Below are 22,378 nucleotides of genomic sequence, written 5' to 3'. Positions count from 1 at the left end.
TAAGGTTTCGCTTTTCTACATCGGTTTTATTTGCTATATGTCTATACATAAAGAAGTAGAGGGCCGTCAAATGATTTTCGCTACACATGCAAAACTGCCGCAGGGATGGGCGCGTGACGTTCGGATCACGGTGGCTGATGGGCGGGTGACACAGGTGGAGACCGGGCAGGCACCGCAGGCCGATGACGCCCGTGTCGACACCCTGCTGCCCGCGCTGGCCAATCTGCACAGCCACAGCTTCCAACGCGCCATGGCCGGGATGACCGAGACGCGCTTGGCCGGGAAGGACAGTTTCTGGACATGGCGCGATTTGATGTATCGCTTCACCGCCCATCTGACGCCCGCGCATATCGAAGCCATCGCGGCCTTCGTCTTCCTAGAGATGCAAGAGGCCGGTTTCGCCAGCGTGGGAGAGTTTCACTACCTCCACCACCAGCCCGACGGCACGCCCTATGACGATCTGGGGGAGCTATCGGCCCGGATCGCGGCGGCGGCGGCACAGACGGGGATCGGGCTGACCCATCTGCCGGTGCTTTATACCTATGGCGGGGCGGGGCAGCAGCCCTTGCAGGCGGGGCAGGCGCGGTTTGGCAATGGGGTGGCGCGCTTCGGCGCGCTGGTTGAGCAGGCGCAGCGGGCGGTGCGGGACCTGCCCCCGATTGCCGCGTCGGCATCGCGCCCCATTCGCTGCGCGCCACCGCCCCGGCGGAATTGGCAGAGGTGCTGGCCGCCCATCCCGATGTGCCGGTCCATATCCACATCGCCGAACAGCCCAAAGAGGTCGCGGATATCTCCGCTTGGCTTGGCGCGCGCCCGGTCGAGTGGTTGCTGGCCAATGCCGAGGTCGCCGAGAACTGGTGCCTGATCCACGCTACCCATATGACGGAAGGTGAGACCGCTGCCATGGCCCGCAGCGGCGCGGTGGCAGGGCTTTGCCCGGTGACGGAGGCCAATTTAGGCGATGGGCCGTTCAACGGGCCGGGCTACCTTGCCGCCGGGGGGCGGTTTGGCATCGGATCGGATTCCAATGTGTTGATTTCGCTGACCGAGGAATTGCGCACGCTGGAATATTCCCAACGTCTGCGGGATTTGGCACGCAACGTGATGGTGGCGGGCGAAGGTTCGGTCGGGGCGGCGCTTTACACGGGCGCGGCGCGTGGCGGGGCGCAGGCGCTTGGCCGGGGCCGGGGCGAGATTGCCGTGGGCGAATGGGCCGATCTTGTGGCGATCGACAGCCAAGACCCGGCGCTCTGCGCGCTGCGGCCCGACCAATTGCTCGACGGTCTGGCCTTTGCCGCCAAGGACCGGGTGGTAACCGATCTGTGGTCAGCGGGCCGCCATGCAGTGACGGGCGGGCGGCACCGGCAGCGGGATCGGATCGTGGCGGGTTACCGTCGCGCCATGGCAGCGGTGATGGCGCTTTTGTGAAACCTTCTCTTTTCGGGAACTTTGGCGCGGCCTGCCGGGTTGGCCCGGTAACGAGGACCGCGCGAAGTGCTGCGCGGCACAGCCCGAAGACAGCGAAAGGGAGCGGATCATGAGTCCACCAGACACGAACCTCAAAAAGCAGGAAAGCCGTCATAAATGGCCCCTGATCGGCATGGCGCTTGTGGTGATCTTTGGCGTCGGGATCATCGTCTATTGGACGGGCGAGGAAGTCGCCACCGCGCCCGAGGCGGAAGAAGAAGTGATCGTCGACGAGGAAAACGCCATTGAAGGCGACGATGCAGCATCGGTGCCGATCGCCCCTGATTGATCCAAACGGACAGCAGTCAGACGCGAAACCCGGAAGCCTCGGCTTTCGGGTTTTGTTGTTTGACCTTGGCCGCGCGTGCGGGCCATCTTGCACCGGTATCAAGGGCAGCAGGGCAGGCACATGTGGTATTTGGTAGGGACATCGGCGGCACCAATCTGCGCCTCGCGGCGGTGGACCCGGCGGGGCGGTGGTAGAACGCCGCACCCATCCCACCGACGGGCTGACCACTTTGCCCGACGCCTGCGCGACGCTTTGTGCCGAGATGGGCCGCCCGCCCGAAGGGGTCGCCATGGCGGTGGCCGGGGTGGTTGTCGACGGGCAGGTGCGCATGACCAATGCGGCGCGCAGCATCTCGCGGGATGATCTGGCGCGGGCCTGCGGTTTGGGCCCCGCCAAAGTGCTGTTGCTCAATGATTTCGAGGCGGCGGCTTGGTCCTTGGCCACGCTGGATGCGGAGAAAGTGACCTATCTTCAGGGCGGGCCCGATCCGCAACCAGGGGCGCGGGTGATCATCGGCCCGGGGACGGGCCTTGGCGTCGGGTCTCTGGTCTGGCAGGGCGCGCGGCCCACGGCGGTGCCGGGCGAAGGCGGGCATCTGCGGCTCACCCCCATAGCGCCGAGGAAGTGGCCTATTTCGAAGCCCTGATCGCGCTTTGGCCCGAGGTGCAGATGGGTGAAGCGCTAGCGGTCGAGGCCGAGGCGATCCTGTCGGGCACCGGCATGCCCTATTGGTATCGCGCCATCGCCTCCGCGCGGGGCGAGGCGGCGCATTTGGAGGGGGCGGCGGCGATTTTCGCGGCGGCCAAGGCCGGGGGGACGCGAGCGCCTGTCGCGCGGTTGCTTTGATGGTGCAGTATCTTGGCGGGGTCGCCGGGGATCTGGGCTTGGTCATGGGCGCGCGCGGCGGGGTCTTCATCACGGGGGGCGTGGCGCAGCAGAACCAGTGGATGCTGGATGACAGCTTCCTCGCCGCCTTCAACGCAGGGGGGCGGCACAGCAAATGGCGCGCGGCGATGCCCTTGGGCCTGTGCAGCGACCCCGACTTTGGCCTGCTGGGCGCGCGCAACTGCCTGTTTGTCCAACACGAACGCCCCCTGCCGGATTGACAGCAGGCACCGGGCCGCCATGATCGCCGCAGCAGTCGGAGTGCCCTATGTCCAACCTCAATGACCCGAAACGCCAGTTCTTGGCCGAATTGTTCGACACCGCCGTCGCCGCCGCCGATCCGCATTTGATCCTGAAAGACCAGCTGCCGCCGCCGCCCAAAGGGCGCACGGTGGTGATCGGTGCGGGCAAAGGGGCGGCGCAATTGGCGCAGGCGTTCGAGGCCATCTGGCCGCATCCCTATGACGGTGTTGTGGTCACCCGCTACGGCTATGGCGCGCCTTGTCAGCGGATCAAGGTGCTGGAGGCCGCCCACCCGGTGCCCGATCAGGCCGGGATCGAGGCTGCCCGCGCCTTGCAGGAAGCGGTGCAAGGTCTGGCGCCGGAGGATCAGGTGATCGCGCTGATCTGCGGCGGCGGCTCATCGCTTTTGCCCGCCCCGCCAGAGGGGCTGACGCTAAAGGATTTGCAGGCGTTGAACGCGGCGCTCTTGGCCTCGGGCGCGCCGATCTCTGTCATGAACGACATCCGCAAGCAGTTCAGCACGGTCAACGGCGGACGTCTGGCGGAACTGGCCCATCCCGCGCGGATGGTGAGCCTTGTCGTCTCGGATGTGCCGGGGGATGATCCGGGGGCCGTGGCCTCTGGCCCCACAGTGCCGGGGCGGCGTACTGCGAGGGGGGTGTTGGAAGAGGTGGCCGCGCGGGGGTTGGAACTGCCGGAGCGCTGTATGGCTTTTCTGCAAGAGGCCGCCGCGCAACCGTTGCAGGACGCGCCAAGCACTACGCAGACCCATGTCATTGCCTCTGCCGGTCTGTCGCTTGCCGCCGCGGCCAAGGCCGCGCAGGCGCGGGGGGTGAACGCGTGGATACTGTCGGACGCGATTGAGGGCGAGGCGCGGGAGGTGGCGTTGGTCCATGCGGCCCTCGCGCGGCAGGCGCAGGAAAGCGGTTTTCCCCATCCCGCCCCGCTGGTGCTCCTTTCAGGTGGTGAGACGACGGTCACCCTGCGCCACAAGGGCCGCGGCGGGCGGAATAGTGAGTTTGCGCTGTCCCTCGCGCTGGCGCTCGAAGGGCAGGATGGGATCACGGCCTTGGCCGCCGATACTGATGGTATCGACGGGTCAGAGGATAACGCGGGCGCCTTTGTCGAGGCGGGCACGGCGGCTGCGATGCGCGCGGCGGGGGTGGACCCGCGCGGCGCTTTGCAGCGCAACGATGCTTTTGGGGCCTTCGAGGCGATTGATGCGCTGTTTCACACTGGCCCCACCGGGACCAATGTAAATGATTTTCGCGCCCTTCTGATCGGCGATCTGCCGTAGCGTCCGCCCGCCTCGGGGCCGATTTAGGACCGGTCGAAGACGATCACATTGCGCCGCGCGGCGCCGGTCTTGGTGTCGGCAATCGCCTCGTTGATCTGATCCAGCTGCCAGCGGCCAGAGATCAGGCTGTCGAGTTGCAGGCGGCCCTGAAGATAGAGGTCGACCATCCACGGAATGTCGCGCTGGATCACCACATCGCCCATTTTGGAGCCGACCATGCCTTGCCCTAGGGCGGCGAGGACCACTGGTTCATAGCTGGCCTCGGCCCCGCTGTGGGGCATGCCGACCATGATCACCCGGCCCCCGGCGGCAAGGTAGCGCGGCGCGGTCTCATAGGCGGGGATCGCGCCCACGGTGACGATCACGGCATCCGCCCCGCGCCCCATGGCCTTGAAGGCCGCGCGCCACGGCTTCGCCTCGGTGGCGAGCACAGTGTCGGTCGCGCCGAATTCGCGGGCGATGGCGAGTTTTTCTTCGGTCATGTCGACCGCCACGATCCGCCGCGCGCCCGCGATGCGCGCCCCTTGGATCGCGTTGAGGCCGACCCCGCCCGCGCCGATCACCACCACGTCTTGTCCCGCTCGCAGGCCCGCCGCATTGACCACGGCGCCGACGCCGGTGATCACGCCGCAGGCGATCAGGCAGGCGGCGTCTTTGGGGATGTCATGCGAGATTTTCACGACCTGCGACCGATCGACGACGACCTTCTCGGCGAAACCGCCGGTGTTCATGGCCTGAACGAGCGGTGCGCCCTCCGCCGTTTGCAGCGGCCCTTCGGGCGCTTGCGGGGTTTCGCAGATCGTCGGCTGGCCCGAGGCGCAGTTGGGGCAGCTGCCACAGGCGCGGATCAGGGTGACCACCACGCTGTCGCCTTCGGCCAGACCCTGCACATTCGGCCCCACCGCGCTGACCCGACCTGCGGCCTCATGCCCATAGACGGCGGGCAGGGTGCCACCCCAGCCGCCTTCGGCAAACAGAATGTCGGAATGGCAGATCGCCACGGCATCCAAGGTCACTTCAACCTCACCCGATTGCGGTGCCTTGATGCGGATGTCTTCGACGCTTAGCGGTGTGTCAAAGGCATGGCAGACGGCGGCTTTGATGGTTTGCAATGGCCTGTCCCTTTCTTTCAATTTTCGCCAGCCTGACGCGGATGGGCCGGTGGCGCAAGACGGGGAATGGGCCTACTGCGGGGAAGTTTCACCTTGTGACGTGGGGGTAGGGCGGCTGGCAAAGATCGCCAAGCCGCCAAGGGTCAGCAAAAGCGCCAGTAGGAAGGGCGCGCCGGGCAGGTAAAGCGCAGCTTCCGGTGCGGTGAAATAGGCAAAGACCGCCGTCATCGTCAGCGGTGAGAGGATCATCGCCAGCGCGGTGGAGGAACTGAGCGCGCCATGCAGCTCCCCTTGGGCATCGGCGCTGACGCGGGCCGACATGATGCCTTGAAGCGCGGGCGGGATCACCCCGGCCAGCGCGGCGAGCGGGGTCATGATCAGCGCCCAAGTGCCCGAGGTCAGCACGGTCAGCGCGGCAAAGGCGGCAAGGGCAAAGATGTGGCCCAAGATCACCGTGGCGCGCGCGCCCAAGCGGCGGATCACGGGGCCGATCAAGACGCCTTGGACAAGCGCCATCAACACGCCGAAAAGGCCCAGTGACAGGCCGATCATCGTCGGCGACCAGCCAAAACGCTCGACCCCGAAATAGGCCCAGACCGCGGGATAGGCGGCAAAGCCCACATGGTAGATGAAATAGACCGCGAGCAGCCTGCCAACCTCGGGCAGTCGGCCAAGGGCGCGCAACGCGCCCAGCGGATTGGCCCGCCGCCAGTCGAAAGCGCGGCGTTGCGTCGGGGGCAGGGTTTCGCGCAGCACGGCCCAGCCGAGCGCCGCATTGCCCGCCGCCAGCAGCGCCGCCGCCCAAAAGGGCGCGCGGGTGCCATATTCGCCCAAGACGCCGCCCATCAGCGGCCCCAGAACAAAGCCCGCGCCAAAGGCTGCACCGATCAGCCCGAAACGCGCCGCGCGGTCCTGCGCCGGAGAGATATCGGCCATATAGGCCGAGGCCGTGGCATGGGTGGCCGCCGTGATGCCCCCCACGAGCCGCCCGATCAGCAGCAGCCAAATGCTGCCCGCGAGTGCCATCACGCCATAGTCCACCGTCATCACGATCAGCGCCAGCAGCAGGATCGGGCGGCGGCCAAAACGGTCGGAGAGCCCCCCAGCACCGGGCCGAAGAGAAATTGCATCGCAGCAAAGCCCGTGGCCAGCACGCCGCCCCAAAGGGCCGCATCGCTCAGCCCACCGCCGCGAACTTCGCGGATCAGGTCGGGCATGACGGGCAGGATCAGACCGACGCCCATGGCATCGATCATCACCGTCACAAGGATAAAGATCAGTGGCAGCGGCATTCGGTCAGATTTGGTCCGCGCAGGGGGCGAAGGCAAGAGTGAACGTCGCGATAGGGCGCGAATGCGGCAGGCGTTGCGGGCGCATGGCCCGCTTGCCGCCAGAGACACCTGCCGCCACGATCAGCCCTGCGCCTTCGGGATATGTCCGACACTGGCGAGGAAATCGTTCAGCGTTTCGGCGTATTCCTGCGGCTGCTCGACACAGGGCAGATGGCCCGCGCGGCGGATCAATTTGAATTTCGAGGCAGGGATCAGGTCCATCAACTCGCGCACCAAATCCGGCGGGGTTGAGCCGTCTTCCGACCCTGCGATGCCAAGCGCGGGCAGGCGCAGGCCGGAGGTCGGCGTCATGAAATCACTGTGCGAAATCGCCGCCGAACAGCCCGCATAGCCCGCGTCGGGCTGCCGCGTCAGCATGTTGCGCCAGAGCGCCAGTTCCGGCGTGGCGCGGAACCCGGTCGAGAACCAACGCTCCATCACCGCATCGGCAAGGCTTTCGATGCCGCCCTTTTCGACCTCCGCGATCCGCGCATCCCAGATGTCGCGGTTGCCGATCTTGGTGGCGGTGTTGCTCAGCACCAGCGCGCGGATCATGTCGAGCCGTTTGACCGCAAGGCCCTGCGCGATCATCCCGCCGATCGAGAGGCCGACGAAGACGCAATCGCGCACCTGAAGGTGGTCGAGCAGGCGTTCGGTGTCGGTGATAAGCGAGCCCATGGAATAGGGCGCGGGCGGGCAGGACGACAGGCCGTGGCCGCGTTTGTCGAAGCGGATGATGCGCAGACCGGGCGCGAGCAGCGGCAGGATCGGGTCCCACAGGCGCATGTCGGTGCCGAGCGAGTTGGCGAAGACCACGGGCGCGCCGTCCTCGGGGCCGTCGACACGGTAGTGCAGCTGCACCTCGCCGGTGTCGAAAATCTGCATGGGGGTCTCCTTTGGGCGGCGTTGAGGGTGCAGCATATCGTGCGGGTGGCGGAGGTCAAAGCGTCTCGGCTTCAGAAATGCCCCGCCCGGCCGTAGGCCGGGCAGCGCCGACCCGCCCCCCTGGGGCGGCGCTTTCAGCACCACCCCGCGGGCCGGCGCTGCCCTAATCGCTACCCCAGCGTCTGCAGCGCGTGGGCGAACATATCCGCATCAACGTTCCCGCCGGAGATGGTGACGATCACATCGTCCCCTTCAATCTCTCCGCCCCGGAACAGCGCCGCGGCAAGCGCCACGGCACCGCCCGGCTCAGCCACAACCTTCAACCGGTTGAACGCATGCCCCATCGCCTGCAACGCCTCATCGTCGCTCACCACCAGCCCCGGCCCCACCAACCGCTGCATGATCGGAAAGGTCAGCTCCCCCGGCGCAGGCGTCACGATGGCGTCGCAGATCGAGCCGAGCGCCTTCGCATTCCGCTCGATCTGGCCGGAAACCAGTGACCGGGCCGCATCGTCGAAACCCTCGGGCTCCGCCGGGCGCACGCGGAACCCCGGCGCCTCGGCCTCCAGCGCCAGCGCGATGCCGGAGGTCAGTCCACCGCCGCCGCAGCAGACGATCACCTGGGCCTCTTCGATCCCGGCCTCGGCGGCCTGCTGTGCGATTTCCAGCCCCGTGGTGCCTTGCCCGGCGATCACCTGCGGCTCGTCATAGGGTTTGATCAGCGTGAGCCCGCGTTCCTCGGCCAAACCGGCGCCGATCTCCTCGCGGCTCTCATTCGCGCGGTCATAGAGCACCACCTCGGCGCCATAGGCGCGGGTGTTGGCGATTTTCAGCCGCGGGCTGTCTTCGGGCATGACGATCACGGCAGGCGCGCCGTGCATCTTGGCCGTCAGCGCCACGCCTTGGGCATGGTTGCCGCTGGAATAGGCGATGACACCCTTGGCGCGCTGCGCGCTCGGCAGGGCCGACAGGGCCGACCACGCCCCGCGGAACTTGAAGCTGCCGGTATGCTGCAAACATTCGGGTTTGACCCAGACCCGGCGGCCCGCAATCTCGTCCAGAAAGGGGGAGTTCAAGAGCGGCGTGCGCCGCACATGGCCCTTGGCGCGGTCGGCGGCGGCGCGGATCATGTCGATGTTCATTTGATTTGTCCTATCCATTCGTGCAGCGCGGCAAGCGCTTGGGGTTCGTCGAGAAAGGGCACATGGCCGCGGTCCGGCACGTCGGCCACGATCATATCGGGGCGGCGGGCCTGCATTTGCATCAGCGTCTCGCGGCTGAACAGGGTGGAATTGGCTCCGCGGATCGTGACCAGCGGCAACCCTTGCAGCGCATCGAAGAACGGCCACAGGTCAACAGCCTGCTGGCCTGCGGCGGCCACGGCATCGCGCAGATGCGGATCATAGGTGATTTTCAGCCCATCGTCGGTCGCCCTGTAGTGACGTTTGACCTCCTCAAGCCAGCGGCTCTCGGGCACGCCGTGAAACTCGGGGAAGGCGCGGGCCATGGCGGCGGCGGCTTCTTCATAGGTTTTGGCGGCGGGGTTGCGGCCCAGATAGCCCATGATGAATTCAACGCCCTTGGGGTCAAGCGCGGGGCCCACGTCATTCAGCGCCACGCCCGAAAGGTGATCATGAGCGATCATCGCCAGCGCCATGGCATTCAGCCCGCCACGCGAGGTGCCGATGAGGGCGACCTGTTCCAAATCCAGATGCGCCAGCAATTCCAACACGTCGCGGCATTCCACCGAGAGCGTGTAATTCCGCCAATTCGCGTCGAAATCCGAGTGGCCCCGCCCGCGGTAGTCCATGCGGATCAGCCGGTGGTCGGCCAAATGCGGGGCGAGGTAGTCGAAATCCACGCCGGTGCGGGTGAGACCGGCAAGGCAAAGGATCGGCAAGCCACTGCCCTCATCCGTGTAATGCAGCGACAGCCCGTCGGAGGTGGTGAAACGCGGCATCAGAGCCCCGCCAATGCGGGAATGCCGCTCAGCTCGCGCAACTGATGCGCGGGTTTCCACGGCAGCCGGTCCACCGGATCGCCGCCCCGGTTCACCCATGCGGTGGTGAACCCATAGCCCGTTGCCGCCGCCGCATCCCAGCCGTTGGAGGACACGAACAGCACCTCGTCCTTGGCACAACGGAAGTGTTCTCCGACAAGGTCATAGACCGACGCATGCGGTTTGAAGACGCCGACGCTTTCGACCGAAAGCGAGACATCCAAAAGTTCACCGATTCCCGCCGATTGCACCGCCCCGTCCAGCATCGCGGGGGCGCCGTTGGACAGGATCGCAGTGTTCAGGCCCCCGTCTTTCAGCGCGCGCAGCATGGCGGGCACCTCGTCATAGGCGCGAAGCTCCCAGTAAAGCGCCAGCAGGCGTGCGCGTAAGGCGGGGTCATCGGCGAGGTTCATCTTCTCCAGCGTCCAATCCAGCCCCTCTTGGGTGACTTGCCAGAAATCGTCATGCGCCCCGGTCACCGCCCGCAGCCATGAATACTGCAACTGCTTGAGGCGCCAGTGTTCTGCCAGTTCCGGCCAAGTCTCGGCGATGGCGGCAAAAGCGGGTTCGGCTGCGGCCTCACGGGCGGCGGCGGCCACGTCGAAGAGGGTTCCATAGGCGTCGAAAACGCAGGTGGTGATGGGCATCTGACAGGCTCTCCCTTTCCGTGTCGCGGCAGAGTGGCACGCAGGCGCGGCGGCGAAAAGGGGCGAATTCCGCGATCGACCCGGACGGGGGGTTTACTCTCGGGGTCACAATCTTCATGCTGTCGCGGAATTTGGAGCACCCGCGCAGATACGCGGCCTCCTTCCCTTTTTCCCCCTACAGATTGGAGACACCCGATGGCTGAGGTCAAATCCGGCGACACAGTACAGATTCACTATACCGGCACGTTGAAAGACGGCACCACATTCGACAGCTCCGAGGGCCGTGACCCGCTGGAGTTCGTTGTGGGCTCGGGCCAGATCATCCCCGGCCTCGACAGCGCGCTGCCCGGCATGACCGAGGGCGACAAGAAGGTCGTTCAAGTGCCCAGCGAAGAGGCCTACGGCCCCGTGAATCCCGAGATGCGGCAGGCCGTGCCGCGCGAGGGCATCCCGGCGGACATCCCGCTCGATCCCGGCACGCAGCTGCAGATGCAGACGCCCGAAGGTCAGGCGCTGCCGGTGACCGTGGTTGAGGTTGACGAGACCACCGTCACGCTCGACGCCAACCACCCGCTGGCGGGCAAAGACCTGCAGTTCGACATCGAACTGGTCAAGATCGCTCCGGCGGCCTGATATCGGTGGCCGGGGGCTTCCCCCGGCCCGCCCCAAAGACGTCTCCGGCGTCTTTTCCCCTCGCACGCCCGCGCATTGGCGCTTATGCAGGGGCCATGGATACCCCAGATACCCCAGATACATTCGAGATTTTCCTTGTCTGCCCGCCCGGGCTTGAGGATTTGCTCTGCGCCGAAGCGCAGGAAAAAGGTTTTGCAGCAGCGCAGGCCCAGCCCGGTGGCGTGACCGTTCAGGGCGGCTGGCCCGAGGTCTGGCGCGCCAATCTGGAGCTGCGCGGCGCCGCACGGGTGCTGGCGCGGATCGGCGGTTTCATGGCCTTCCATCTGGCGCAGTTGGACAAACGCTGCCGCAAGTTTCCCTTCGGCGACGTGCTGCGGGCCGATGTGCCGGTGAAGGTACAGGTGACAACCAAGGCCTCGAAGATCTACCATGCCGGGGCGGCAGCCCAGCGGGTGGAGACGGCGCTGCGCGAGAGACATGGCATCACTGTCGATGCCGAGGCCGCGCTGGTGCTGAAGGTGCGCATTCACGACAATCAGGTGACCTTCAGCCTCGATACCTCCGGCGAGGCGCTGCACAAGCGCGGCCACAAGGAGGCCGTGGGCAAGGCGCCGATGCGCGAGAACATGGCGGCACTGATGCTGCGGTCTTGCGGCTATGTGCCGGGTGAGCCGGTGGTCGACCCGATGTGCGGCTCGGGGACGTTCCTGATCGAGGCCGCCGAGATCGCGGCGGGGTTGAAGCCCGGGCGCTCGCGGCGCTTCGCCTTCGAGGATCTGGCGAGTTTCGATGCCGGGGCGTGGGAAGAGATGCGCGCTGCCGGGGCGGAGGTCGAGCCTGCTGTGCGGTTCCACGGCTCTGACCGGGACGCGGGCGCGATCCGCATGAGCACGGCCAATGCCGACCGTGCCGGGGTGGGGGCGTGGTGTCACTTCGCCTGCCACGGGGCAGGGGAGGTGCAGCCGCCCGAAGGCCCGCCGGGGCTGGTGATTGTGAACCCGCCCTACGGCGGGCGGATCGGGAACAAGAAGTTGCTTTATCCGCTCTACGGGACGCTGGGCGAGACGCTGAAGGCGCGGTTCCGTGGCTGGCGTGTCGGGCTCGTGACCTCGGAGCCGCCGCTTGCGAAGGCGACCGGGCTGCCTTGGAAGGGGCAGGGGCCGGCGATTGCGCATGGCGGGATGAAGATTTGGCTCTGGCAGACCGAGGCGTTGCGGTAGAGGCTGCCACTTGGCCCGGAATCAAGCCGCAGGCGCCGGGCCATCGCCTGCCCGCCCGGACGGGTAGGCGATTTGGTGAGGCTGGACGCGACTTGGCGAAGTCACGTCACGGCTGAACCATAAAGTGGCAAGGTCCAGCCGTTGCCAGCGCCCACCCGCGGGCAGGCGATGGCCCTCGTGCTTCGTTAAAGATGCTCCGCCTGCGGCATCCCCAGCACGTGGAAACCACCATCCACGCGGATGATCTCACCCGTCGTGCAGGCGCCTGCGTCGGATGCCAGATAGACCGCCGTGCCGCCCACAGCCTCGAGCGTCGCGTTCGAGCGCAGCGGCGCGTTCTGATCCGTGTGCTTGTAGGTCTTGCGCGCCCCGCCGATGGCTGCCCCTGCCAGCGTCTTCATCGGCCCCGGCGAAATCGCGTTCACGCGGATGCCTTCCGGCCCCAGATCATTCGCCAGATAACGCGTCGCACTTTCCAGCGCCGCCTTGGCCACGCCCATCACGTTGTAGTTCGGCGTCACCCGGTTCGACCCCATGTAGGTCAGCGTCATCAGCGTGCCGCCGTTCTCGACCATCAGCGGATGCGCGCGGCGCGCCACGTCGATGAAGGAATAGGCCGAGATGTCCATCGAGTTTTTGAAGTTCGCCCGGCTGGTGTTCAAGAACCGCCCCGTCAGTTCGGATTTGTCCGAGAAAGCAATGGCATGCACGACGAAGTCGATGGTGGGCCAACGCGCGCCCAGCTCCTCGAAGGCGCGGTCGAGCGAGGCATCGTCGGTCACGTCCACATCGACCATGAAGTCCGAGCCGACGCTCTGCGCCAGCGGCTCCAGCCGCTTGCCAAAGGCCTCGCCCTGATAGGTAAAGGCCAGTTCCGCCCCGGCCTCGGCCATCGCCTTGGCGATGCCCCAGGCGATGGAGCGTTCATTGGCCACACCCATGACGAGGCCGCGTTTTCCTGCAAGCAATCCAGACATGCCCAACCCTCAGCCTTGGTACTTCGACAGGATCATCGACCCGTTGGTGCCGCCGAACCCGAAGGAGTTCGTCATCACCGAGTCGAGACCCGCGTTGTCGACCCGCTCCAGCGCGATCTCGGACGGATCGAGCGCGGGGTCGAGGTTCTGCACGTTGATTGACTTGGCGATGAAATCGTTGTCGAGCATCAGGAGCGAGAAGATCGCCTCCAGCGCGCCGGCAGCGCCTTGTGCATGGCCAGTCATCGACTTGGTGGAGCTGACAGGCGGGGTGTTGCCCTGACCGAAGACGCGGCGCACGGCCTCGATCTCGCCCACATCGCCCACCGGGGTCGAGGTGCCATGGGCGTTGATGTAGCCAACCTTGCGGCCCTCGGGCAGGGTCTCCAGCGCCAGTCGCATGGCGCGCTCGCCGCCCTCGCCGGAAGGGGCGACCATGTCATGGCCGTCGCTGGTGGCGGCATAGCCGGTCACCTCGGCGTAGATTTTCGCACCGCGCGCCAGCGCGTGGTCGAGGTCTTCCAGCACCAGCATGCCGCCGCCGCCGGAGATCACGAAACCGTCGCGGTCCGCGTCGAAGGCGCGGCTCGCCGTCTCGGGCGCGTCGTTGTACTTCGAGGACATCGCCCCCATCGCGTCGAAGAGGCAGCTGAGCGTCCAGTCCAACTCCTCGCCGCCGCCGGCAAACATCACGTCCTGCTTGCCCAGCATGATCTGCTCGGCCGCGTTGCCGATGCAATGTAGCGAGGTGGAGCAGGCCGAGGTGATGGAATAGTTGATGCCCTTGATCTTGAAGGCGGTCGAAAGGTTCGCACTGACGGTCGAAGACATGCACTTGGGCACGGCGAAGGGCCCGATGCGCTTGGTGGCCCCGGTGTCCTTCACGATGTTATGCGCGGCGAACATGGCGGAGGTCGACGGCCCGCCGGAGCCTGCCACCAGACCGGTGCGCGGATTGCTGATCTGCGCCTCGTCGAGGCCCGCATCCTTGATCGCCTGATCCATGGCGACATAGGCATAGCCCGCGCCCGGCCCCATGAAACGCAAGGTCCGCTTGTCGATGTGATCGGCCAGATTGATCTTCAGCGTCCCGGCGACGCGGCTGCGGAACCCGTGTTCGGCCATCTCCGGGCTGGCTTCGATCCCGGAGGTGCCGTTTTTCAGTGCTTCGAGCACTTCTTCGGCGTTGTTTCCGATGGATGAGACAATCCCCAACCCTGTGACGACGACGCGGCGCATGCGCAGCACTCCTTTGTTTTGGCAGCCCCGGTGTATGCCAGCACGCCCATACGGCGCAAGCGGTTTGCCGATCCTCTGCGCGCGAAGGTCGCGGTCAAGGTTCTGTGATGGAACGGGGCAATGGCAGGCGGTGTTGGCTTCACGAGACATAAAGGAGATTAGAATGCCCAAGATCAATACGGTAAATCCCGCCACTGAAGAGGTGCTCGACACCTATGACGTGATGTCCGAAACCGAAGCGACCCAAGCGGTCGAGGCCACGCATGAGGCGTTCAAGGAATGGCGCAAGCTGACCCATGAAGAACGCGCGCCCTATCTGAAAAAGATCGCCGAGAAGCTGCGCGAGAATAAGGAAAGCCTGTCGGAATTGATGACCCGAGAGGTCGGCAAGCTCTACAAAGACGGGCTGACCGAGGTCGAACTCTGCGCGCAGATCTTTGAATACACCGCCGAGAACGGCCCCGAAATGCTGAAGGACGAAGAGCGCAAACACGCCGGCGGCAAGAAGCGCGGTGTGGTGACCTATCAGCCCATCGGCGTGATCTATCAGATCCAGCCGTGGAACTTCCCCCTCTACCAGCCCGTGCGCGTGCTGGCCGCGAACCTGATGACCGGCAACGGCTGCGTCCTGAAACACGCGGAAATCTGCACCGGCAGCGGCTTGCGTTTGAAAGAGCTTTGCGAAGAAGCGGGCCTGCCCAAAGACCTGTTTAACGTTATCATCATCGACCACGATACCTCCGACAAGCTGATCGGCCATAAGCTGGTGCGCGGCGTGACCATGACCGGCTCTGACAGCGCGGGCAGCCATATCGGGTCCGAGGCCGCGAAACATCTGAAGAAATCCGTGCTCGAACTGGGCTCGAACGACGCCTATCTCGTGCTGGACGACGCCGATATCGAAACGGCGGTGAAATTCTCGACCATGGGGCGGCTTTATAACAACGGCCAGACCTGCGTCTCGGCCAAGCGTTTCATTGTGACCGAGAAGAATTACGACGCTTTCGTGAGCGCCTATGTCGATGCGATGAAGGCGATCCCGATGGGCGATCCGATGGACGAAGACACCAAGCTCGGGCCGCTGTCGAGCCAAGAGCAGTTCGAATCCGTCCGCGATCAGGTGAAAGAGAGTGTTGAGAAGGGGGCCAAGGTGCTCTGCGGTGGCGAAGTGCCCGACCGCACGGGTGCCTATTATCCCGCAACCGTACTGGCCGAGGTCAAGCCGGGCATGCCAGCCTATGACGATGAGATCTTCGGCCCCGTCGCCTCGATCATCCGGGCGAAGGATGACGAAGACGCGATGCGCATTGCCAATGACAGCCGCTATGGTCTGGGCGGCGGCATCTTCTGCACGGATGAAGAACACGCCCTGCGCCTTGCGCGGGATGAGTTCGACACCGGCATGGTGCGGATCAACAACTTTGGCGCCGCCGATCCGAATATGCCCTTCGGCGGGGTGAAGAATTCCGGCTATGGGCGCGAACACGGCGGCTTTGGCATGAAAGAGTTCGTCAACGCCAAGTCGATTTTCCTGCCGTCGTAACCGGCAAAGGGCGGGCGGCGCGAAATGCCGCTCGCCCGTATCAAACTAAATTCGGAGAGGTTCCATATGACCATGAAAGTACTTGTCGCCGGTGCGACCGGCAAAACCGGGCGTCTGCTCGTCAGTGAATTGAAAGACCGCGGGGCCGAGCCCATCGCACTGGTGCGCGACGGCTCCGATACCTCTGTTCTGCCCGAGGGCACCGAAGAGCGGAAAGGCGATCTGACCAACCTGCAAACGGGCGTGTGCGACGGTGTCGACGCCGTTGTTTTCGCCGCCGGGTCGGGCGGCAGCACGGGGCCGGAGATGACTGAGAAGGTCGACCGCGAAGGCGCGCAGCGTCTGGTCGATCTGGCCCGCGAGGCCGAGGTCGACCGCTTTGTAATGCTGAGTTCCGTGGGCGCTGACAACCCGCCGGAGGATCATGAGATGACCCATTACCTCAAGGCGAAACAGGCGGCGGATGAACATCTGCAAGCCTCTGGCCTGACCCATTCGATCCTGCGGCCCGTGGCGCTGACCGATGACCCCAAGACCAATGCGGTCAATCTGGGCGAGGGTGTCGATCAGAAGGGCGAGGCGCATCGTGCCGATGTGGCAGCCGTGCTGGCCGAGGCCGCAGTGACCGGGCGTCATGACGGTAAGGTTCAGGAAATGCAGACGCTTTGAGCGACAATGCCAAAGGGGGCCGTGTGGCCCCCTTTTCATATCCGTAAAGTCGCAGCGCTTCAGCTCTCGCTAAGGGCGACTTTCATGTCTTTCACCTGATAGATCACCTCACCATCGGCTTCGACGATGCCGTCGGCCACGCCCATGGTCAGGCGGCGGGTTTGGATCGCCTTGGTGAAATCAATCTTATAGGTCAGCATCTTGCGGTCCGGACGCACCATGCCGGTGAGCTTCACCTCGCCCACGCCAAGCGCATAGCCGCGCCCCTGCCAGCCGCGCCAGCCGAGGTTGAAGCCGGTGAGCTGCCACAGACCGTCGAGGCCGAGGCAGCCGGGCATGATCGGATTGCCGGGGAAGTGGCACTCAAAGAACCACAGGTCCGGGGTGATGTCGAACTCGGCGGTGATATGGCCCTTGCCATGGGCGCCGCCATCGGCCGAGACATCGGTGATCCGGTCCATCATGAGCATCGGCGGGGCGGGAAGCTGTGCGTTGCCGGGGCCAAAAAGCTCGCCGCGGGCGCATTTCAGCAGATCTTCCTTGTCGAAACTCGTGGGGTAGTCGGCCATCCTGCGGCTCTCCTGCTGCTCTGTTATAACATCCGGCCCCGTTTAGCACCCGCCGCCGCGTGCCGCAAGGGCGCGGCAGGGACGCTGCGACGATTGGTGCGAGGTTTTCAATTGAAAACCGGGGATTTCCTCCTTTATATGACCCTGAAAGGCAGGGAACTGATGTCCGCAGAGGTACAAGAGGTCGGAACGCGCTGGTTGGCTCAGGCCGGGCTGCGCCCCACGCGCCAACGTGTCACGCTGGCAAGTCTTCTGGTAGGCGATGGGCAAGACCGTCACGTCACCGCCGAAAGCCTGTTCGAGGCTGCGAAGGGGCAGGGCGAGGCCGTGTCGCTGGCCACGGTCTACAACACGCTGCGGGCGTTCTGCGATGCGGGGCTGTTGCAGGAGGTGACCGTGGATGGCTCGAAAAGCTATTTCGACACCAACACCCACGATCACCCGCATTTCTTTTGGGAAGACGACAGCAAGCTGACCGATGCGCCCTCGGAAGAGTTGGTGATCGCGCAGCTTCCCGACGCGCCCGAGGGGCCGAGATTGCCTCGGTCGATGTGGTGATCCGGCTGCGCCGGAAGACCTGAACCGGCGGGGCAGGCCCTGCCGCCTGCGTGATCAGCCGCGTTTTCGCAACACCAGGAAGGTCATCATGCCCATTGGCGGCAGGGCGCGTTCGTCCTCGACCTCCAGCGCATCTTGTTGCAGCACGGTTTCCATCTCGAAATCCGAATGCCAGCCGAGCGTATTCGCAAAGGGGGCCGAGACTTTTTCCAGAAAGCCCAGCAGCCCCGTGGTGCGCATGAAATGGTTGGCGATGACCACCTGACCGCCGGGTTTCAGCACGCGGGCGATTTCCTCCATCACCCGCTCTGGCTCGGGCACCACGGACAGCACATGCATCGCGGCGATCGTGTCGAAACTGGCATCGGGGAAGTCGAGGTCGCGCGCGTCCATCTGGCGCAGGTCAGCTACATGTTGCAGCCCTTCGCGGGTGACGCGCTGGCGGGCCTTGGCAAGCATTTCATCGCTGAAATCGATGCCCGTGACGGAGAGATGCGGCGCGTAGTGGGGCAGGGACAGGCCGGTGCCGACCCCCACTTCGAGGACAGAGCCGCTGCCCTTGTTGATATGGGCCACGACATGGCGGCGACCGCCGCTGGTCAGCGCGCCGAAGGTCTTGTCGTAGATCGGTGCCCAACGGGCATAGGATGTCTCGACCGCCTTGATGTCCATTTCAATTCCTTTTGGTTAAACTCGTTTTCCGTGCTCTCAAAAGCCCCCAGATCACCATGCCGATATAGGCCAAGCAGAGCACGACGAGCGTGGTCCAAGCGTAGGTGGCCAGGGCGGCGGCGAAAATTGCCACGCCTACCAGCAGGTATTTCACATGACGTCGGGAGACTTTGGTGGTTTTGAAAGACCATGTGGGGATGCGGCTGATCATCAGAAAACCGATCAGCACCATATGCAGGCAGATCATCCAATCCGGCAGAATGGGCCGGTTGTGAAAGGCAAAGGACAGGGTCATCGGCAAGAGCACCAAAAGCGCGCCTGCGGGTGAGGGGATGCCGGTGAAGAAGGAGCCGGATTCGCCCACCGCATCGCCGTTCTTGGCCTTGGCGGCTTCGGCCTTGTCGTTGACGTTGAACCGCGCCAGCCGCACCACGCAGCAGACCGCGTAGACGAGCACGGAAATCCAAGCCGCGCTGCGCATGTCTTGCAGCGCCCAGAAATAGAGGATCAGCGGCGGGGCCACGCCGAAGTTCAAAAAATCGGCCAGCGAGTCCAATTCCGCCCCCATCGGGCTGGAAGACCGCAAGAGCCGCGCAAGCCGCCCGTCCAACCCATCCAGCACGCAGGCCAAAAGGATCAGCTGCACCGCCAGCACGTAGTTGCCCTGCACCCCAAAGCGGATCGCCGAAAGCCCTGCGCAAATCGCGGTGATCGTCAGCGCATTGGGCAGAAGCTGGATCAGCGCAAGGTCTGCGCCGGTCTTTTCAGAAGGGGGCGCATGGGGTCTTTCCTAAAGCGGGGCGGTCTCTATGACCGGCTGTTTCAACTCGGCCAGCACGGTTTCCCCGGCGACCATGGTCTGCCCGATGCGCACCATCGGGTCGACGCCTTCGGGCAGGTAAACATCTAGCCGCGAGCCGAAGCGGATCAAGCCGAAGCGTTCGCCGGCCTCAAGCCCGTCGCCGGATTTCACGAAACAGACGATGCGCCGCGCCACAAGGCCCGCGATCTGCACCACGGCAATGTCGCGCCCGTCGCCCATGCGGATGCACAGGCTGTTGCGCTCATTGTCGGCGCTGGCCTTGTCGAGCGAGGCGTTGAAGAACTTGCCCGGCCGGTAGGCCACGGCCTGCACCTTGCCCGCGACGGGGGCGCGGTTGATGTGGCAGTTAAAGACGCTCATGAAGACGCTGACGCGGGTCAGCGGCACATCCGGCATCCCCAGTTCGGCGGGCGGCACCGCAGGCTCGATGAGTGAGACGATTCCGTCGGCAGGGCTGACGATCAGGTCGGGCCGGTCGGGGGTGACGCGCTCGGGGTCGCGGAAGAAGTAGTAGCACCAGATCGTCAGGCCGACGCCGATCCAGCCGAGGACTTCTTCGATGGCAAAGAGCACCAGCGTGACAGCGGCGAAGATCGCCACGAATTTGATGCCCTCGCGGTGCATCGGTTTGATGAATGTATCGAGCAAGTTGACGGCCATCGGACCCTCCCGTTCAGGCTGTCTTCCGTCATAGGTGCATGGCAGGTGAGTGCAAGGAGGTTTTGGACGGGCGCGGGTTTTGGGCGGTTGCGGGCTGAACGGTGAGGGTAGCGGATACCGGCGGCGTCTTGTCCGGGCATCGAAAATGTTAGCCGCCATGCGCTGAGGGTGTCGCCCTCCCTGGGGGGCGATGAGCGCTTGCGTGATGTAGGGACAGTCATTCTGGACCCTGACTGGCCCGTCCACCGAAACGTTGCAAGATCGCCCTCCGGGGGGAGGGAGGGCGATGCCCGGTGTGCCACCGGGCGGGTCAGTTAAAAGGGGGAGCCTGTCAAAACCACTGCCCCGGCTCCATCAAACCCAGATCCATCAACTGCCGGGAATGCCACTCGAACGGTTCGGAGTTGTGCCATTGGAATGTGGGGATGTCATAGCGGCTGCCGGGATTGCGCTTCAGCGCCTTGGCCGTGCGGAACGAGCAGATCGCCGCCGTGACGTTGTGATGCCACTCGCAGGCGTAGGTGTTGTATTCCTCGTCGTTGAGCGTGTGGTCGCCGCGCAGCTTCAGCCCCGGTTTGGCGCGAAACAGCGGAATACGGTCGATCTTGCGGCTTTGCAGCGGCACATGTTCCTCGAACCGCCAGCGCAGCCCGCCAAAGAAATCAAGCTGCCGTTCCTTGGGGTGCCCCTGCCGGGCCGCATCCTTGCGCGCCAGCGCGTAATAGCCCGATCGGTCCAAATGCGCCTGATCGAGTGAAACGGCATCGGGGTATTGCTTAAGGTCCAGCGCATAGAGGTCCACCACATAGCCCAGCATGGCATCGCGCCGCTCTTCGCTATGAAAGGCCAGCAATTCCTTGACGTTGCGTGTCTCGCTGAAGGGGTGGAACAGATATTCGGCGTTGTAGCAGTAATAAATCCATTGCCCCGGCACCGCCGCGATCATGCGGTTCACTGCCCGCTCCAACGCGGCTTCGGCGGTGGCGTCATAGTCGACCCGCAGCACGCTTTCCTCTAAGTCGCGGGGCAGGTCGAAACCGGGGGCATCAGCGCCACGACGCTGTCGAACCCCGCCTGTTGGTGGTGACGCAGGGTGGTGTCGACCTCAACCTTATCCTCGACCAAGATCATGGCGATAGGGCCTGTGTTCAACGCCGTGCGGCCCTCTTGGATAAGCTGGTCGAGATCGCGATACCGCATAGGCCCCCGCTGGAATTTGCCGCCGGTAAAGTCGGCCAATTCCGGGTGCATTGCAAGACGCGGCCACCGCTGTTAGACGACGCCATCTGCCCGAAATCCGTCAAAACCCTTGGATGCCCGCCATGACCCAACCGAAAAAGCTGTTCATCAAGACCTATGGTTGCCAGATGAACGTCTATGACAGCGAACGCATGGCCGAGAGCCTGGGCGGGCAAGGCTATGTCACCACCGACCGCGCCGATGACGCGGATATGATCCTGCTCAACACCTGCCACATTCGCGAGAAGGCGGCGGAGAAGGTCTATTCCGAACTGGGCCGTCTGAAACCGCTGAAAGACGCGCGGCCCGATCTGAAGATCGGCGTGGCGGGCTGTGTGGCCCAAGCCGAGGGCGAAGAGATCATGCGCCGCCAGCCTGCCGTCGATCTGGTGGTTGGCCCGCAAAGCTACCACCGTCTGCCCGAGATGGAGGCGAAGGTGCAGGGCGGGCAAAGCGCGCTCGACACCGATTTCCCGGCGGAAGACAAATTCGACCACCTCAAGGGCCGCCCCAAGGCGAAACGCGCCCCCGCCGCCTTCCTGACCGTGCAAGAGGGCTGCGACAAGTTCTGCGCCTTCTGCGTGGTGCCCTATACCCGCGGCGCCGAAGTCTCCCGCCCCGCCGAGAAGGTGTTGGACGAGGCGCGCGATCTGGTCGAGCGCGGCGTGCGCGAGGTCACCTTGCTGGGTCAGAACGTCAACGCCTACCACGGCGGCATGACGCTCGCCGGGTTGATCCGTGCGCTGGCCAAGATCGACGGGCTGGAGCGTATCCGCTACACCACCAGCCACCCCAACGACATGGGCGATGACCTGATCGCGGCCCATGGCGAGGTGCCCGAACTGATGCCCTATCTGCATCTGCCGGTGCAGTCGGGCAGCGACCATATCCTGAAACGGATGAACCGCAGCCACACCGCCGAGAGCTACCTCAAGCTGCTCGAGCGCATCCGCGAAGCACGGCCCGACATCGTGCTGTCGGGTGATTTCATCGTCGGCTTCCCGGAAGAAACCGAAGCGGATTTCGAGGCCACGATGGAGCTCGTCCGGCAGGTGCGCTACGGCTATGCCTATTCCTTCAAATACTCGACCCGCCCCGGCACGCCGGCCGCCGAACGTCCGCTGGTCGATCCAGCCGTGGCCGATGACCGGTTGCAGCGTCTGCAAGGGCTGATCACCCAGCACCAGCAGGAAATCCAGCAGTCGATGGTGGGGCGCGAAGTCTCGGTTCTGGTTGAGAAGAAGGGCCGTCTACCCGGTCAGATGCTGGGCAAGTCGGAGTATCTGCATGCGGTGCATATCGAGGATAGCACAGCGCAGATCGGTGACATCCAGCGCGTGCGGGTGACCGAGGCCAAGACGAACTCTCTGGCCGCCGTTCTGGTCTGATCCGCAGCCCCAAAGGGTCTGCAACGGGTGCGC

At 64.8% G+C, this 22,378-nt stretch carries 21 protein-coding genes and 4 pseudogenes; 12 read left to right on the top strand and 13 right to left on the bottom strand.

Annotated features, from left to right (window positions below; translation table 11 throughout):
• Positions 1 to 70 precede the first annotated feature (70 nt).
• From CUR85_RS02350 to CUR85_RS02325, 6 genes and pseudogenes are all read left to right on the top strand, one after another.
• Positions 71 to 1,428, top strand: a pseudogene (locus CUR85_RS02350) (formimidoylglutamate deiminase).
• Between the two features lie 109 nt (positions 1,429 to 1,537).
• On the top strand, positions 1,538 to 1,756 hold the full coding sequence (locus CUR85_RS02345) for a hypothetical protein (RefSeq protein ID WP_067261373.1): 219 nt from the start codon (positions 1,538 to 1,540) through the stop codon (positions 1,754 to 1,756).
• 187 nt (positions 1,757 to 1,943) lie between these two features.
• On the top strand, positions 1,944 to 2,402 hold the full coding sequence (locus CUR85_RS02340; protein WP_280321391.1) for a glucokinase: 459 nt from the start codon (positions 1,944 to 1,946) through the stop codon (positions 2,400 to 2,402).
• The gene (locus CUR85_RS02335; protein WP_280321389.1) at positions 2,381 to 2,602 is read left to right on the top strand and encodes a hypothetical protein; all 222 of its coding nucleotides are present in this window, start codon (positions 2,381 to 2,383) and stop codon (positions 2,600 to 2,602) included. Before CUR85_RS02340 ends, CUR85_RS02335 begins: the two co-directional genes overlap by 22 nt.
• Positions 2,602 to 2,862, top strand: a complete 261-nt coding sequence (locus CUR85_RS02330) for a glucokinase (protein ID WP_280321387.1) — start codon at positions 2,602 to 2,604, stop codon at positions 2,860 to 2,862. The genes CUR85_RS02335 and CUR85_RS02330 overlap by 1 nt, the downstream gene beginning before the upstream one ends.
• A 47-nt stretch (positions 2,863 to 2,909) precedes the next feature.
• Positions 2,910 to 4,181 (top strand): glycerate kinase type-2 family protein, encoded by a 1,272-nt coding sequence (locus tag CUR85_RS02325; RefSeq protein ID WP_067261377.1) that lies wholly within the window; start codon positions 2,910 to 2,912, stop codon positions 4,179 to 4,181.
• Between the two features lie 23 nt (positions 4,182 to 4,204).
• Here the strand turns inward: CUR85_RS02325 and CUR85_RS02320 are convergent, their stop codons facing one another.
• From CUR85_RS02320 to CUR85_RS02295, 6 genes and pseudogenes are all read right to left on the bottom strand, one after another.
• Positions 4,205 to 5,293, bottom strand: coding sequence for a zinc-binding dehydrogenase (locus CUR85_RS02320; protein WP_067261378.1), 1,089 nt, complete (start codon positions 5,291 to 5,293; stop codon positions 4,205 to 4,207).
• A 72-nt stretch (positions 5,294 to 5,365) separates the two neighbouring features.
• Positions 5,366 to 6,585, bottom strand: a pseudogene (locus CUR85_RS02315) (TCR/Tet family MFS transporter).
• 120 nt (positions 6,586 to 6,705) lie between these two features.
• Complete coding sequence (gene pcaD / locus CUR85_RS02310; protein WP_067261381.1) at positions 6,706 to 7,509, bottom strand: 3-oxoadipate enol-lactonase; 804 nt, start codon at positions 7,507 to 7,509, stop codon at positions 6,706 to 6,708.
• Positions 7,510 to 7,679: 170 nt separating this feature from the next.
• A complete protein-coding gene (locus CUR85_RS02305; protein WP_067261383.1) occupies positions 7,680 to 8,651 on the bottom strand; it encodes a threonine ammonia-lyase in 972 nt (323 codons plus the stop codon).
• Positions 8,648 to 9,469 (bottom strand): alpha/beta fold hydrolase, encoded by an 822-nt coding sequence (locus CUR85_RS02300; protein ID WP_067261384.1) that lies wholly within the window; start codon positions 9,467 to 9,469, stop codon positions 8,648 to 8,650. The genes CUR85_RS02305 and CUR85_RS02300 overlap by 4 nt, the downstream gene beginning before the upstream one ends.
• Positions 9,469 to 10,155 (bottom strand): haloacid dehalogenase type II, encoded by a 687-nt coding sequence (locus CUR85_RS02295; protein ID WP_067261386.1) that lies wholly within the window; start codon positions 10,153 to 10,155, stop codon positions 9,469 to 9,471. The genes CUR85_RS02300 and CUR85_RS02295 overlap by 1 nt, the downstream gene beginning before the upstream one ends.
• A gap of 195 nt (positions 10,156 to 10,350) precedes the next feature.
• On the opposite strand from CUR85_RS02295, the gene CUR85_RS02290 reads away from it, so the two are divergent.
• Together CUR85_RS02290 and CUR85_RS02285 are read left to right on the top strand one after the other, a co-directional pair.
• Entirely contained in the window at positions 10,351 to 10,788 is a 438-nt protein-coding gene (locus tag CUR85_RS02290) for an FKBP-type peptidyl-prolyl cis-trans isomerase (RefSeq protein WP_067261388.1), read from the top strand.
• Positions 10,789 to 10,883: 95 nt separating this feature from the next.
• A complete protein-coding gene (locus CUR85_RS02285) occupies positions 10,884 to 12,008 on the top strand; it encodes a THUMP domain-containing class I SAM-dependent RNA methyltransferase (protein WP_067261390.1) in 1,125 nt (374 codons plus the stop codon).
• A 185-nt stretch (positions 12,009 to 12,193) separates the two neighbouring features.
• On the opposite strand, the gene CUR85_RS02280 is transcribed toward CUR85_RS02285, so the two are convergent.
• Positions 12,194 to 12,985, bottom strand: a complete 792-nt coding sequence (locus CUR85_RS02280; protein WP_067261392.1) for an enoyl-ACP reductase FabI — start codon at positions 12,983 to 12,985, stop codon at positions 12,194 to 12,196.
• A 9-nt stretch (positions 12,986 to 12,994) separates the two neighbouring features.
• Positions 12,995 to 14,224 carry a beta-ketoacyl-ACP synthase I gene (gene fabB / locus CUR85_RS02275; protein WP_067261394.1) on the bottom strand — a complete coding sequence of 410 codons (1,230 nt, stop codon included), beginning with the start codon at positions 14,222 to 14,224 and terminating at the stop codon, positions 12,995 to 12,997.
• A 163-nt stretch (positions 14,225 to 14,387) separates the two neighbouring features.
• Here fabB and CUR85_RS02270 point away from each other — a divergent pair, with 163 nt between their 5' ends.
• Positions 14,388 to 15,767 (top strand): NAD-dependent succinate-semialdehyde dehydrogenase, encoded by a 1,380-nt coding sequence (locus tag CUR85_RS02270; RefSeq protein WP_067261396.1) that lies wholly within the window; start codon positions 14,388 to 14,390, stop codon positions 15,765 to 15,767.
• A gap of 66 nt (positions 15,768 to 15,833) precedes the next feature.
• Entirely contained in the window at positions 15,834 to 16,436 is a 603-nt protein-coding gene (locus CUR85_RS02265; RefSeq protein ID WP_394376179.1) for an SDR family oxidoreductase, read from the top strand.
• A gap of 59 nt (positions 16,437 to 16,495) precedes the next feature.
• Here the strand turns inward: CUR85_RS02265 and fabA are convergent, their stop codons facing one another.
• On the bottom strand, positions 16,496 to 17,005 hold the full coding sequence (fabA, locus tag CUR85_RS02260) for a bifunctional 3-hydroxydecanoyl-ACP dehydratase/trans-2-decenoyl-ACP isomerase (protein WP_067261401.1): 510 nt from the start codon (positions 17,003 to 17,005) through the stop codon (positions 16,496 to 16,498).
• A gap of 162 nt (positions 17,006 to 17,167) precedes the next feature.
• Here fabA and irrA point away from each other — a divergent pair.
• Positions 17,168 to 17,586 (top strand): annotated as a pseudogene (irrA, locus tag CUR85_RS02255) (iron response transcriptional regulator IrrA).
• Between the two features lie 31 nt (positions 17,587 to 17,617).
• Here the strand turns inward: irrA and CUR85_RS02250 are convergent.
• The 4 genes and pseudogenes from CUR85_RS02250 to CUR85_RS02235 all read right to left on the bottom strand — a co-directional run bounded on the left by CUR85_RS02250 (position 17,618) and on the right by CUR85_RS02235 (position 20,918).
• Positions 17,618 to 18,235 carry a class I SAM-dependent methyltransferase gene (locus CUR85_RS02250; protein WP_067261403.1) on the bottom strand — a complete coding sequence of 206 codons (618 nt, stop codon included), beginning with the start codon at positions 18,233 to 18,235 and terminating at the stop codon, positions 17,618 to 17,620.
• A 1-nt stretch (position 18,236) separates the two neighbouring features.
• On the bottom strand, positions 18,237 to 18,977 hold the full coding sequence (gene pssA / locus CUR85_RS02245; protein ID WP_280322853.1) for a CDP-diacylglycerol--serine O-phosphatidyltransferase: 741 nt from the start codon (positions 18,975 to 18,977) through the stop codon (positions 18,237 to 18,239).
• A 48-nt stretch (positions 18,978 to 19,025) separates the two neighbouring features.
• Positions 19,026 to 19,718, bottom strand: a complete 693-nt coding sequence (locus CUR85_RS02240; RefSeq protein ID WP_067261406.1) for a phosphatidylserine decarboxylase — start codon at positions 19,716 to 19,718, stop codon at positions 19,026 to 19,028.
• A 331-nt stretch (positions 19,719 to 20,049) separates the two neighbouring features.
• Positions 20,050 to 20,918 (bottom strand): annotated as a pseudogene (locus CUR85_RS02235) (hypothetical protein).
• A gap of 122 nt (positions 20,919 to 21,040) precedes the next feature.
• On the opposite strand from CUR85_RS02235, the gene miaB reads away from it, so the two are divergent.
• A complete protein-coding gene (gene miaB / locus CUR85_RS02230) occupies positions 21,041 to 22,345 on the top strand; it encodes a tRNA (N6-isopentenyl adenosine(37)-C2)-methylthiotransferase MiaB (RefSeq protein ID WP_067261470.1) in 1,305 nt (434 codons plus the stop codon).
• Positions 22,346 to 22,378: the final 33 nt, after the last annotated feature.

Origin of the sequence: Sulfitobacter faviae (assembly GCF_029870955.1) — a bacterium.
Classification (GTDB): domain Bacteria; phylum Pseudomonadota; class Alphaproteobacteria; order Rhodobacterales; family Rhodobacteraceae; genus Sulfitobacter; species Sulfitobacter faviae.
This window is presented reverse-complemented; position numbering and strand designations above follow the sequence as displayed.